Genomic DNA, 12,913 nt, shown 5'->3' with positions numbered 1-12,913 from the left:
CTGTCTTCACCGTAAAACTCCGTCCGGCCCGCCTTTGCGAATCCTCGCGGCGCGCAGGGCCAGCTTCGCCGCCCCTTCCTTCTGCAACAGAAAGACCCATTTTGCCACTTGCCCCGCATGAATTCTGGCAGACCGTCTATCCCGCCGGGACTTTCGAAACGAACCCGCAAGACGGCTTCGCGGACCTTTATCCCGCCACGCTGCCCGACGGCCGCCAGATCGCGCTGCCCATCCGGGTGCTGCCCGGCGGCGAGGACAAGGCGGTGGCCTCGCTCATCGTCAACCAGGCGAGCTTTGCCGTGGAGGACGCGCTTGCCGACGCGATGACGGCACTTGCGTCCACCTATGCGCCGGAAGCCGTCATCGGCGTGCCGACCCTCGGCCTGCCGCTGGCCAATGGCGTCGCGCGGCGGCTCGGCCACGCCCGCATGGTCGCCTTGGGAACCTCGCGAAAATTCTGGTACGACGACGCGCTGTCCGAGCCGATGAGCTCGATCACCAGCCCGGCCCATGCCAAGCGCATCTATGTCGATCCGCGCATGCTGCCGCTGCTGCAGGGCAGGCGGGTGGTCGTGGTCGACGATGTGGTGAGTTCCGGCACGTCAATGCTGGCCGTGCTGCGCCTGTTGCGAAAGGCCGGCATCGAGCCGGTGGCAGCAAGCGTCGCCATGCTTCAGGGCAACAACTGGCGCGCCGCCCTTGGCCAGCACGACGCATCCGTCGTCGCGCATATCCACGGCGCGATCGCGTCGCCGCGCCTGAAACGCACGGCGCAAGGCACATGGCTGGCCGAGAAAGCATAGGCTGGAACGCTGGCATCCAGGCGCTTGCGGCGAGCCACATCATTCTTTCGATGCAGCGCATTCGAGGGCTTGATAGATGAGGCGAATGTGCTAAAAGGCGCCACCGAAAGGGAGCGGGTTTTGCCTGACCGGGGCAAAACGGTGCGTTTGCACCAAACCGGCTCTTTCAGCCAAGCGATTGAAATACCTCGCTTTTGGGGAATAGGTTAACGGTAGACCCACGGACTCTGACTCCGTTAGTCCTGGTTCGAATCCAGGTTCCCCAGCCATCCACCAAGCCATTGAAATCATTAAACAAATCGCGACACACCGATGTTACGGTGGTCAATTATTTGGGCGCATGTCGCGTTTATGTCGCGTCGGCGGTTTTGCTGACCGGCGTTAGAAGCGACCGTTCGGCCTGTGCAAGCGCGTCCGAATCGTCGGTGCTTGGGAACAGATGCCCATAGACGTCCATGGTCATCGTGATTGACGAATGGCCTAGCCGCTCCTGCACCATCTTACCCGGCAACTCCAAGCCGCCATCAGCGCGGCGGTTGATGCACCAGCTGGCGTAGAAATGCCGTAGGGCGTGCAGGCCGGTGTACTTGGCCCGCATAATTGGCGCGCCATCTTTGTCCTTTTCACCTGTTGGAACGACAACGCCAGCCGCAATTTCTGCAGGCCACAGGCCGCGTTTGATGATGTTGGCGTGATATTCAATGTTGCCTTTGCTGTTCGGGAACACGAGATCAAGCTTGCCCTTCGGACAGGACAGTTTCCACTCCCGAAGGGTGTTCACAACTAGCGGCGATAGCGGAACACTGCGCTGTCCAGCGTCGGACTTCGGCATTCCAATAGGATCATGGTCCACCCGATACTTCTCAGCGTGATACTTGTCCGCGCGCTGGCGGACATGCAGACGGGCGTCGGCTAGATCGACATCGCTCCAGCGGAGGCCACGAAGTTCCGATGCACGAAGGCCGGTGAAGATGGCCGTGATGAGCAGGGGCCGGTAACGGCCTTGGGTGTTTTCAATGATAAGGCGAACTTCGTCACGCGTTGGAATATCGACGCCATACTGCAGACGGGCCTTCTGTCGCCTCTCGCCTTTACGGACTTTGCCCTTCGTGCGTCGGCTCGTCATGTCCCGAATGGCATTCCGCGCGACAAGCCCGCGTTCCTGCGCATCAGCAATGATACTACCGAGACTTACCGTAACGCGCTTTATCATGTCGCCACTGCGTGACTTGCCGCGCAATCGAACTACCGGATAATCATCAGGGTAGGGCTCTGCCCGGAGCCTGTCTTGAAATGCACGCACAACAGGGACGCTCAGTTTCGACAGGCGAAGCTTTCCCAGAAACGGTTCGATGTGGAACGTCAGATGCTGGCGGCGCTGGTCGCGTGTGGTGCGCTCTAGCCCATCGGCCTTCCCGGACTCCAGCCACTTCCCACCTGCTTCCTTGACCGTAACCGTCTCACTATCCGCGATGTGCGTACCTTCGCGAACTTCGACGCGCACTGTCGCATGATAGGCGTCCGCATCCTTCTTCCGGTCGAACGTCTTTAGATGTCTGTCGCCCTTGCCATCGGTGTAATCAACAATCCAGGCCTCGCGCGGCTCTCCGTTTGCCGTGGTCCATTTGCGTTTGCGAACTGACATGACTGCCTCCCGTCAGGCTCCTAGAGCCGAAGGCTACCTATCATGTCGCAGATGACTCCGCTTGTCACTGGGGGTAATCCCAGTATTTATTCCAGCCCCACATATTCGCCGCAGGTACCATCCTCTACGCTGGGCTACTGCCACAGTGCACCCACCCCCTCCGGGCCAAGGGGCAGTGGGGGCCACGTTCCGATAGCTGGTTGAAGCCACTGGCCGGGGAATGGCAGCGCAACATGCCTGCGACATGCGGAAGATTAGTCTTTAATTTCAATGTCTTGTGAGATGACAGGCGGAGATTAAGTCCGCGAGTCTGTTAGGGTGAATAGCGAGGGCGCAATCCCCGTATTAGTCCATGCTGGATTGTAACAATTTGTTACAATCCAGCTTTGGCGCAATTTTCGTTAGTTGGGGGAATTTGATATCAGTAGAAATAAATACAACACGAGAGAAATAATCAAAAACACAAGGATCAATACTGGTTTTCACGATTTTGTTACGTTGGTTACCGTGTTGAATTGTTTCGCTTCATTGCCATAATCGGGACTGCTCATCCATAATAGCCAAATGGAACCCCATGGAACCCATTTGGAGCATTCGCAATGACCGCAACTGCAACAAACATCAGCGACGCTGAGCTTGAGGCAATGTCCAAGGACATTGTTTGGGGCGTATCTGAAATCGGCAAACTCATAAACCGGAGCGAGCGGCAGACATACTACCTGCTCGAACGCGGGCTTATTCCCACCGCTAAAAAGATCGGCTCCCAGTGGGTAGCATCGCGACGGGCACTGCTGCGGTTCATGCTCGAAGGAATTGCCGGCTGAAATCAGACGAAACGGAAGCGGGACCTATGACCGTTTCCTGACAAGCGAAACCGGCAAAAATAGCCCCGGCTTGGTGTGATCCAGACCGGGGCTTTTTTTCTGGAAATGCCAAGCCAGAAAGGGCGTGTGAGCGACACGCGGAAGTTCATGAATGATATGCGAAATCAGACAGAAAAGCACGCTTCCCGACCATCCGAACCCATCCAGCCTACCGGTAGGTCTACCGGTAGTCTACCGGATGACGGGTGTAAAAATAGCAATGAAATCAATGGCCTACCGGGTCTACCGGATGCGCGGGGGGTATACCCAAAAAGCCCATCCACAGATGGAATTTCTGACCTCCTAGACCTCGCAACAACAGCGCTCAAGCGTCACCTTACTTTGCCGCCTATGGCAGCCGAGGCGATAGCACTGTGGACCGTATTTACTCACTGTTTTGATGCCTTCGACACATCGCCTCGATTGGCCCTTATCAGTCCAATGCCAGGATGCGGGAAAACGGAGGCCTTCAAGATACTGCGGCACCTTACACATAATGCCTTGCTAGCCAGCAACACGTCATCGGCGGCTATATTCAGACTGATCGAACAGCAGCCGCGAACGCTGCTTCTGGATGAACTCGACACACAAGTGGAAGGTAATGAAGCCCTGAGGGGAATTCTAAATTCAGGCCATTCCCGCGAAGGCGCAACAGTCCTGCGAGCCGTCCGCAATGGAGAGAATGGCGACTGGGAAACCCACTCCTACTCAACGTGGGCACCTGTCGCGATGGCGAAGATTGGCAAACTGTTTCCGACATGGGCCAGCCGATCGATCATAATCTCCATGAGGCGAAAGCGGCCTGATGAAGATCGACCTCACCCTAATCAGCGGGACAAGCTCGCGTTCGATGCGATGAATGAGGAAGTCGCTATATGGGCAAAAGCAAACATCGAAAAGCTTCGCAACATTGATCCCGAAATGCCGAAGGGTCTTGCAAACCGAGATGCTGACAACTGGAAACCGTTGTTCGCAATCGCTGATCTGGCTGGAGGTCATTGGCCTAAGACCGCTCGCAAGGCAGCGGCAATGTTGCAAAGCACTGAAGACCCATCAAGGGGCGAAGCGCTACTGGCCGTCATAAAGCGTGTTTTCCATGGTGATAGTATGAGGTCCGAAGACCTATGCGATGCAATCAAGAAAGACCCTGACGATAGTGATATCTTCAAGGGCCTCAGTGCGCGTTCCCTCGCAAAGCAGCTACAGTCCTTCGACATAAAGCCAGATCAAATCTGGGCCGGCGAGAAGATCAGAGGCTACAAGAGGGAATGGTTTGAAGACGCATGGCTGCGATACACGTAAGTGACATATTGCTTTTTCCCATACCCCCATTTTATCCGGTAGATGTGGTAGAGCATTGAATTTAAAAGGATTTTCGCAATTGCCATCCGGTAGAATGCAGTAGGTCTACCGGTAGGCTCAATTTCCCATCATGCGCGGCGAGCGAGCGTTTTCCGGCGATGCCAATCGTCCGGCCCAAAGCGAGTCCGTGGTGCGTTTTCCCGTCCATCCGGTATTCGGCACCCATCCGAAAAATCGCCCGTCCACGCTCCCCGCAGGCCGCTTTCCTTAAATCCCCGTTTTGCCCCGACTTCCATCACTTCCGCCTTCGGACAATCAACGGACCACGCGGACCTGTCCGCCCCTTTCGTCTCATGGGCGAACGCTTTGACAAAATGCTCTGAGGCATGTCCCCCAGCGGAATGAAGCCCGCCAGTGCCCCGATCATGGCAACCAGTTCCGCCCATTGTCCCGGCTCCTGTGCTGCCCATCGGCGCACTTCCGCAGGGCTTCCAACATTGCCAGCGAGCCAAGCAGCAATCATATCGGCAGTTTCTCGCCGGAGCGCAGCATTCATCTCAGCCGGATCACTCGGCGGCAATTGGCTTGCATGTGTCACGGTCCACGTCCTCAAGCAAAGCCAGCACTTCCGCCCGATCTATACCGGAGGCAAGAAAACGAGCACGAGCCAAGGCATCTAGCCGCCTCACGACAGGGGCCATTTTCACTTCAGCCTGATGGCAATAGGGATCAACGGAGTTTCTTGCCCTGATCCAGTCTTCAATCAGACCCATCGTTGTGACCCATTCGCCAGTTGGAAGGCGAGCCATCGGGAAGTTCTGCGTCAGCCTCCAGCGGGCCACCGTCTGCCGCGATCGGCCAAACAGTTCTGCAATGGCATCAAGACCAAGGATGATAGGAGGCGCACTAGCATTTGAGGCAAGCGACCTGTTGAGAGGACGGCCCATTACTGAGTTCCATAATTGCTGCCCGATGGCACTTTGCGAATTACAAAGCCGCCTTCCGCGTCCATGTAGATGTCGTCAATGTCTATGGCGGCTTCGACGGCGTCGATGGGCAAGTCGGGGAGGGCTGCATGGAGTTCCGTGAGGTCGGCTACTTCCATGGCGATCCCCTGTCCAAGCTCGGATAGAACGGCACTTCCGGGTTCCCGAAGGCCAGAGAGGCGACGGCTATGCAGCTTGATGACTTCATACGGCATGGCTGGAAACTCTGGCTGGTTTAGGTCGGAGCACATAACCGTGGTCGCCTGGCACGAACAGCAGCCCGTAGCGTTCGATCGCATCTTGCACGGGGCGCAAATTATAGTCGGTCCACCAAGCCAGCTCAGCGAGATCGGTATCTTCCCAGAGGTGATCAAGATCGGCCTCCTGCCAGCGCGGATCATCAGCGGGTGCAAAGGTCAGCTTGCAGCCTTCGAAATAGGCCAAGAAGCCCTCAGACCGCTTGCCTACTGGGATTAGCTGGTAGGTGATGTCATCACGAAGCGGCAATGCTCCCTTGGTGAAATTTGCGTACTTTAACTCGTAAATGTTGGGGGGAAGTTTCAGTGCACTCATCGGTTCATATCCTCTTTGCCCTGTTTCGCCCGTCTGATGCGCAAAGCCAGATCGGGGAATTTCATCACAGTAGCGGTGCGAGCTAGATCCCTGCTTTTCCTAATCAGGTCGCCCATCGCCTCAGCCCTGACGTCATCGGGCAAGTCTGCCCATTGTGGTGAAGATGCCAGCGCATCGAGGCCCTGTTTCATTGTCCGTCCGGCTGCTTGGCTGTAAAAATCAAACTCCGCGTCCATCAGTTCGGCACTGCGAATGCGCCGTTGCAGGGGACCGGGCGACACACCAAGGCGAAGCATTTCCGCAATGGTCGGATCGTTGCGAGCCGCATTCCTGTAGATTGGACTGCCAAGGTCAGGGCCAAGGGCACCTTCACGGCTAATCGGTTCACCGAAGACATCTCGACGTACGAACAGCGTTTCCCGCTGTCCCGGAACGCGGCTCCTGATGGTATCCAGAACTGTTCTGGCTTCTCGCAACATCGGGTCGCGGGCATTTGCTATCTGTGAAAGGCCAGTTGGCACCACCGTGCCGACAAGGTTGCGAACATAGGCCGCACCATAGCGCTCTGGGTCCGTGAGGGCTTGAATGAGGTCAGACGGTCCACGTAGCCACGTCTTCTCCGTGAGGTTTTTCGCCACGGAGCCGAATATCAGCCCCGCCACGTTGTCAGCCTCGCTGTCGGTCATCGTCTCCCGAAGCTCCGCAAAGTCGGCCGCAACGCCTAGCAACATGCCCAGAGGCTCAACTCGGCCATAGCTGTAATAGGTGTCATCCACTTTGACGCTATAAGGCTGCCAGCCGTCCGCCCGCATTAGTGCCCGTTTTGCCGGATCATCTGGCCCACCTCCGGTAATGCTGCCCTCTGGAGCAAGACCTACCAAGGCGGTGCTAACTGCCGTGCCGAGTGTCATGCGGGCAATTGCCTGATCCCGAGCCACTGGCCCGTTTTTTCCCGTCAGGTTGTCGCGGAACTCTTTGAAGAATGGCGCAGCCGGGGTACGTTCCGCCGCATATTTGACGATGTTCGCAGGGGTGCGGACGAACGGCAGAACAATTCGACCGAAGGGCAGACGGCGAGCCGCCGACATGATGGCCTGACCACCCGGACCTAGCGGATTGGTGAACGTCTGACGGGCTGCGCTGTCCTTCGCGGCTCTCGTCATGTCCTCGGTCGGGTTCGCCCTTAGTTGCGAAACGCGCTCTGCAAACTCTCGGCCCTTCAAGCCCTCCCGGTTGGCCTGTCGATACGCCAAGGCGTTCAATTCCTGTCTGAAGCCGATGGCCTTGAAAAGCTCGTCCTCGGCCAGCAGCAGACGGCCAGGAATGCGAACTTGCTTCCCGCCCACCTCCATCTTTCCGACTTTCAAGCTCGGAATGGAACGCTGTCGCGACTGTTCCAGCTTCTGAAGACCGTCGCTCGGAATTTCGGAGCGGAAAGCGCGATAGCCAGCAACGACGCCTTCTTTCGCCCCTTCGACCATTCCGAACAGACGGGCCGTCGCTTCGCCGCCACGAATACCGCTTCCCGTCATACGGCTAATGCCACTCGCAAGGGCCGTCTCCGGCACTGACCAAAGGGCCGTCAGCGTATTGGACATAACGTTGACTGAATGTGTCGTCGGTCCACTCAGAAGGCCATTAATCCAGCCTTCGTAGAGCATGTCCCTGAAGGTGACCTTGCCAGCCTTGGCAGCAAATGCCGCCACCTGTGCCGGATCGTCCAGCTTGTTGATGCCCGCAATGATGTCGTCCAATCCGCCTTCTTTGGCGATGCTCGCCATGGCGGTGAGTTCGTCCTTCGTGGCTCCGGCCAACATACGGAACTGTTGCAAGGTCCGTCCGGCCTCTGCAGTAGCTCCGGCCACCTGTTCCTGAATTGCCTGAAGCCGCGTTAGCTCCTGCTGGAAGGTGAGTTTTTCCAGATCGCTGCCACCCTCCGCCTTGCGGGCCAAGTCGCGGACTTTCGTGGCCTGTTCCACCAACAGGTTACGGGCTGAGAACATTTCTTCCGCATTGAAGGCGGCTCCGGTCTTCCGGCTGGTTAGGCGTTCCGGCGTCATGCCTACTAGCTGCGACAGGTCGCGCGTCTGTTCCTGAGAAATGACGCCCCGTCGAGCCTCTAAGAAACCTTCACCATGTTCTGCCGCCTGCCGGATAGCAGCCTGCACATCATCAGGTGCCCAGATGCGATCTAGGCGAATGTTTCCCGCAAAGTTGCCAGCCGGAGAGGAAGAGGAGGAGACAACCCCTCCGGCTGGCTTCACCGAAGACCCAGAAGGAGTGACTGGTTTCTCTGGTGGTGTGCGTGTCGCAACAGGTGGAAAGTCCATGCCGAACTCGCGGCGATTGGCCTGTGTGGCCTGTTCCACTGCCCTTGTTCCCGTGCGTGAAATGGTTCCGCGTAGCCCTGCAGCTGGCGCGGCTAACGTCGCCAAGTTCATCGTTCGGTCGAAACCTTCGTCGCTCATGGGATCGACTTCGCCCCTCATGACCTCGCCGGGAAGCTGCACTGCGTCCACCAGACCAAGCAGGAGGTTCGGCACGGCCCAGCGCCATTCCCCTGTGTCGAGATCACGAATGATTGGCGCAAGGTCGCCTCGACGTTCACGCTTCGCTGGTGGCGTCGGCGTGCTGGCGGGTGAACCGGAAAGCAGATCACGCGGCTTACGTGGTTCGAGCAGATCGCGGGGAGCAAGCAGGTCACGGGGCATCATTGCAGCCTTTCCAGAACCTGTTCACGTGTCAGACCATGCTTCCGCATGGTGAACTGAATGTCTTCTTCGCTCGGTCCTGTCGCCGGAGCGGATGGGGCAGGGGGGGCCGGTTCGCCGCCCTCTGCACCAAGACCCGAAAGCAGTCGGGCGAGTGGGTCGGCTTTCAGGGCATCGTCATAGACGCGCTGTTCACCCGGCGTCAGTTGCTGCCCCCCAGCGATCTTGGCGCGAATGCTCTCCACCGTGTTTGGGATATTCCCTTCCATGGCACGGGCCAGACTAAGGGCCGCATTGCCGCCTTCCATGTCGCCATTCATGAATAACTGGCGAGCACCCTCCCGAAGCTGAGCCGGTGTTTTTCCGTTCGGAGCTTTGGTGGGCTGGGTCATACCGGGAATAGGGAGATTTCCGCCCGGTGCATCTCCCTGCCGGGCGATAGGCGTCGGGCTCATTAGTCGATTGGCAGGAACGGGCTGCTGGCTAGTGCCAAAACTCTGCTCTCGGGCACGCTGTTGGCGGGCCGTTTCGGCCATCTTCATCACGTCGCCCAGATCGAGCTTGCCGGACATAACGGCGGCAGCAAAACCTTGAATGGCTCCCGGCTTCGCTGAAGGCAGCATCACGCCGATGGCCTCCCGAATACCTGTCAGCGTGTCGCTATCTAGCTGGCCTACCATCGTGCTGAAATCACGAAACTCAGCGCTCGCCGGGTCGATACCCATGGCAGGGGCAAACTTTTTCAGCATCAGTTGGCGAACCGGTTTTGGCACCTGCGGATTTAGAAGGCCCATCATTTTATCAGCTACCTGCAGGTCTGCTCCGCGTTGCTGAAGCTGGAACTGCTTCTGCTGGAGGTCTTCCTGCACACGGCGATGGAACTCCAGTTGTTCGGCCTGATCCTCGCCAAGCTTCATGCGCCGGTCGAACTGCTGTTCTTGCCGCTGCTCCTGTCGTTTGGCTCGTTCCTGCTCCATGTTCATGACATCACGCATTCGGCGCTGTTCACGGCTACGTTGAAAGCCCTGAGCAAACCCGCCCGCGAAAGAGCCAATTCCGCCTATGTCCGCCATGTCAGACTCCTTGCGCCATCACGTTAGGTGACGGCTGCGATCATCACTTTTAGGTTCGTCGTGCCGTCGCCTGCCGTCACTACGGCGCGAATGAACAATGGGTTTTCTTCGATGAGAGCAGCGCCTGCTGTAGTGATCGCGATGGCAACGCCACGTGGATCATGGAGAGGGACGAAGGTCGATCCATCGTTGCTGCCCTGAATGGCGACACTGCCACCGGCGCCAAACGTGCCTGTAACGGTGACGGTCTTGTTGTTTGACCATCGCGTAATACTGGCGGAATTGCCCGTCTCGCCGTTCACGAGCGAGGTCCAGGTTGCGAGAGCAACATCTGCTTGCGGGAATGAGGTGATTACGGTCGTTGCCATCTGTTCAACTCCATCACGCAGTTCGTGACTTGTCAGAAGCGGCTTTGCTCTCTTGGGCATAGCGGTCTGTGGCTTTGGCCTGACCAACCCGCCGCGCTTCTTTGCGGGCGTTGATCCTGTCGCCAAGCGACACCAAATCGCTGGATTGCGAAGGCTGCATGGAAGTGCCTTCAAGGCCGGGGCCACCGACAAAGACCGCTGCTTCCCGCGCTTCGGCCCGATGCCGGCTTTCGTTTTTGATATACTGGCGAGTGAGGTCCGCGAGTTCGTTTCCGGCTGCCTCCACTGTCATAGGGGCGAGGTTAGCCATGTTTTTCGTCAGGATGGTTCGTACAGCATCGTGATCTGCCCGCAGGTCTGGATGATCATGGTAGAAGCCGTTCCAGAACTGTGCCTCGCCCTGAGCTTTATTGTATTCCTCACGAATATCCCGCTTCACCATCTCACCATGAAGCTCAAGAGCCTTTTCTGGATCGGTGTAGAACAGTTCAACAAGGTCAGATGGAGTTTTCATTTCAAGATTTCCTTTATTTTAACTTGTTAATACCATGATAATGCTTGATAAAATGCAATGCAACGCCCATCGAACCGAGCAATGAACACTCGTTCGTGAAAAGATGCGTCGATTGTACTTCGGTTGAAATAGGCGTAGGAAAAAAGACCTATCGCGATCAATGGACCGCAGGAGAAAACGATGTCGGTCTTGGAAAGAATGCTGGACGCGCTGAAATGGATCGCGGTCGCCGTGCTGGTGCTTGGCTTCTTTTACGGTGTCCAAAGCCGGGGCGGCCCCGGCAATGACAGGGATTGCGAATATGCCGAAGGCTGTGGCTACGGCTTGTTTTGATGTCTGATCGAGGGTCAGCCCTCAGCCACCGACATAGCAAGAACTTGGTGATGCCAAGCAGGGCAGGATGGCTAGCGCTGTATTATGCCGGCGCAGCGTGCAATTATCATATCTAACGGGGGGCTATAATATGCAGACGACAACGATTTCCGACACGGATTTCGCTGCAATTGCAGATCGCGACGAATCTCATTTCTTCGATCTGAAGCAATTTGCAGTAAGTGGAAAGTCTCTTCAAAAAACGGCAGTAGCCTTCTCCAACGCTGATGGAGGCGAAATAATTATTGGGATCAAGGATAAGAAAACAGGAGACAAGGTAGAAGAACGCTGGGAAGGAATTTCGGACATTGAACAGCTAAACGGACATCTTCAGAGTCTTTTTGAAGTAAAACCTGCTCTCGATATCCGATATGAGTTCCTGAAGAGAGAGGCTGCTCCTGGCTACGCTCTGCGAATCCTGATCGAGAAGGGATCACAGGTTTGTGTAACGGCTGACGGCACCGTATATCAACGGCAAGGCGCTCAGTCGCTTTCCGTGAAAGATCAAGAGCGCATCCTACAATTGAATTTTGCAAAGGGCGCATCTTCTTTCGAAGATACCCTGTTGGCAGATTTGGCGGCTGAGCAGGTCGTTGAAAGTCCGGAATTACAAAGCTTTCTGAAAGACTACTCTCCCAGTACAGACCCTCTTGAATTTTGCCTGAATCAGAATCTTCTTGATTTCAAGACGTGGCAACCAAGAACAGTTTCGGCATTGTTGTTTCATTCTAGCCCAAGTTCGGTGGTTCCACGGAAGTGTGCGGTTAAAATTACAAGGTACGAGACTAAGGAGGATGATCCAGAGCGAGATCATCTCGCTAGCCAATGGACATTGGAAGGACCTAGCTATCAGCTTATCCATAGCACGGTGGCGAAAATTACCGAGATTATGTCTTCTATTGAAGTATGGGCCACCGATGGGCTCAAGAAACTTGAATATCCGCCGGAAGCGATCTGGGAAACGATCGTGAACGCGGTTATACATCGCGACTATTCAATTTCTGATGATATACAAATATTAGTTTTCAATAATCGTATCGAGATATTAAGTCCGGGTAAGCTACCGGGATATGTAAATGTTGAGAATATTCTTGAAGCTCGCTTTTCACGAAATCCAAAGATGGTTAGAACCCTCAACAGATATAAAAACCCACCCAACAAGGATTTGGGAGAAGGCTTAAATACAACATTTCAGAAAATGAAGGAATTCGGCTTGAAGAATCCCATAATATCGGAAGAAGGAAATTACCTTAAGGTTCTTTTGCCGCATTCATCGTTGGCTGCACCTACCGTCGCGATCATGGATTTCCTACGCATTCACGCCCAAATCACAAATCGCCAAGCAAGAGACATCACGGGGATCAAGTCTGAGAACCTAGTAAAGGTCGAGTTTTACAAACTTCGAGATGAGGGCCACATTGAACGCGTTCCCGATCTAGCAGGTCCAAAATCCGCATGGCAACTTACCGAGCAGGGAAAGCTGTACCTCGCGCAGACTTAACCATCATGCAGCAACGCTGACGACCAGGCTTCCACCGCTGTCCTAGCGATGCTCGGGAAACGACAGAACCTCCGCAGCCTTCTTAGAGTCGATGTATTCCGCAGTCAGCACCGCTTCAATCAGGAGTTCAAGTGCCTCCCGAGCTTGCCGGCTGATCATGTCATCGCCCTGAAGCTGATAAAGCGCCCTCTAGTCGCTGGCG

At 56.0% G+C, this 12,913-nt stretch carries 13 protein-coding genes and 1 tRNA gene; 6 read left to right on the top strand and 8 right to left on the bottom strand.

What is annotated here, in order from left to right:
- Window positions 1-101 precede the first annotated feature (101 nt).
- The gene (locus tag BM413_RS07300; protein ID WP_091911887.1) at window positions 102-803 is read left to right on the top strand and encodes a phosphoribosyltransferase; all 702 of its coding nucleotides are present in this window, start codon (window positions 102-104) and stop codon (window positions 801-803) included.
- Between the two features lie 195 nt (window positions 804-998).
- A tRNA-Gln gene (locus tag BM413_RS07295) sits at window positions 999-1,072 on the top strand.
- Window positions 1,073-1,152: 80 nt separating this feature from the next.
- On the opposite strand, the gene BM413_RS07290 is transcribed toward BM413_RS07295, so the two are convergent.
- A complete protein-coding gene (locus BM413_RS07290) occupies window positions 1,153-2,448 on the bottom strand; it encodes a tyrosine-type recombinase/integrase (protein WP_091911885.1) in 1,296 nt (431 codons plus the stop codon).
- Window positions 2,449-3,047: 599 nt separating this feature from the next.
- Between BM413_RS07290 and BM413_RS07285 the strand changes: the two genes are divergently transcribed.
- Together BM413_RS07285 and BM413_RS07280 are read left to right on the top strand one after the other, a co-directional pair.
- Complete coding sequence (locus tag BM413_RS07285) at window positions 3,048-3,272, top strand: hypothetical protein (protein ID WP_244537793.1); 225 nt, start codon at window positions 3,048-3,050, stop codon at window positions 3,270-3,272.
- Between the two features lie 390 nt (window positions 3,273-3,662).
- Window positions 3,663-4,613, top strand: coding sequence for a DUF3631 domain-containing protein (locus tag BM413_RS07280; protein WP_175544271.1), 951 nt, complete (start codon window positions 3,663-3,665; stop codon window positions 4,611-4,613).
- Between the two features lie 566 nt (window positions 4,614-5,179).
- Here BM413_RS07280 and BM413_RS07275 read toward each other — a convergent pair.
- The 7 genes from BM413_RS07275 to BM413_RS07240 form a co-directional block, all read right to left on the bottom strand.
- A complete protein-coding gene (locus BM413_RS07275; protein WP_091911881.1) occupies window positions 5,180-5,560 on the bottom strand; it encodes a helix-turn-helix transcriptional regulator in 381 nt (126 codons plus the stop codon).
- The gene (locus BM413_RS33040; RefSeq protein ID WP_175544270.1) at window positions 5,560-5,718 is read right to left on the bottom strand and encodes a hypothetical protein; all 159 of its coding nucleotides are present in this window, start codon (window positions 5,716-5,718) and stop codon (window positions 5,560-5,562) included. The genes BM413_RS07275 and BM413_RS33040 overlap by 1 nt, the downstream gene beginning before the upstream one ends.
- Before the next feature lie 85 nt (window positions 5,719-5,803).
- A complete protein-coding gene (locus tag BM413_RS07265) occupies window positions 5,804-6,172 on the bottom strand; it encodes a hypothetical protein (RefSeq protein ID WP_091911877.1) in 369 nt (122 codons plus the stop codon).
- On the bottom strand, window positions 6,169-8,886 hold the full coding sequence (locus tag BM413_RS07260; protein WP_091911875.1) for a hypothetical protein: 2,718 nt from the start codon (window positions 8,884-8,886) through the stop codon (window positions 6,169-6,171). Before BM413_RS07260 ends, BM413_RS07265 begins: the two co-directional genes overlap by 4 nt.
- Window positions 8,883-9,956, bottom strand: coding sequence for a hypothetical protein (locus BM413_RS07255; RefSeq protein ID WP_139238562.1), 1,074 nt, complete (start codon window positions 9,954-9,956; stop codon window positions 8,883-8,885). The genes BM413_RS07260 and BM413_RS07255 overlap by 4 nt, the downstream gene beginning before the upstream one ends.
- A 23-nt stretch (window positions 9,957-9,979) precedes the next feature.
- Window positions 9,980-10,324, bottom strand: a complete 345-nt coding sequence (locus BM413_RS07245; protein WP_091911870.1) for a hypothetical protein — start codon at window positions 10,322-10,324, stop codon at window positions 9,980-9,982.
- 13 nt (window positions 10,325-10,337) lie between these two features.
- Window positions 10,338-10,838, bottom strand: coding sequence for a hypothetical protein (locus BM413_RS07240; protein ID WP_091911868.1), 501 nt, complete (start codon window positions 10,836-10,838; stop codon window positions 10,338-10,340).
- 180 nt (window positions 10,839-11,018) lie between these two features.
- On the opposite strand from BM413_RS07240, the gene BM413_RS33035 reads away from it, so the two are divergent.
- Both BM413_RS33035 and BM413_RS07235 read left to right on the top strand, forming a co-directional pair.
- A complete protein-coding gene (locus tag BM413_RS33035; RefSeq protein WP_175544269.1) occupies window positions 11,019-11,171 on the top strand; it encodes a hypothetical protein in 153 nt (50 codons plus the stop codon).
- A 130-nt stretch (window positions 11,172-11,301) separates the two neighbouring features.
- The gene (locus BM413_RS07235; protein ID WP_091911866.1) at window positions 11,302-12,711 is read left to right on the top strand and encodes an RNA-binding domain-containing protein; all 1,410 of its coding nucleotides are present in this window, start codon (window positions 11,302-11,304) and stop codon (window positions 12,709-12,711) included.
- Window positions 12,712-12,913 lie beyond the last annotated feature (202 nt).

Origin of the sequence: Mesorhizobium sp. YR577, from assembly GCF_900116595.1 — a bacterium.
Classification (GTDB): Bacteria; Pseudomonadota; Alphaproteobacteria; order Rhizobiales; family Rhizobiaceae; genus Mesorhizobium_M.
This window is presented reverse-complemented; position numbering and strand designations above follow the sequence as displayed.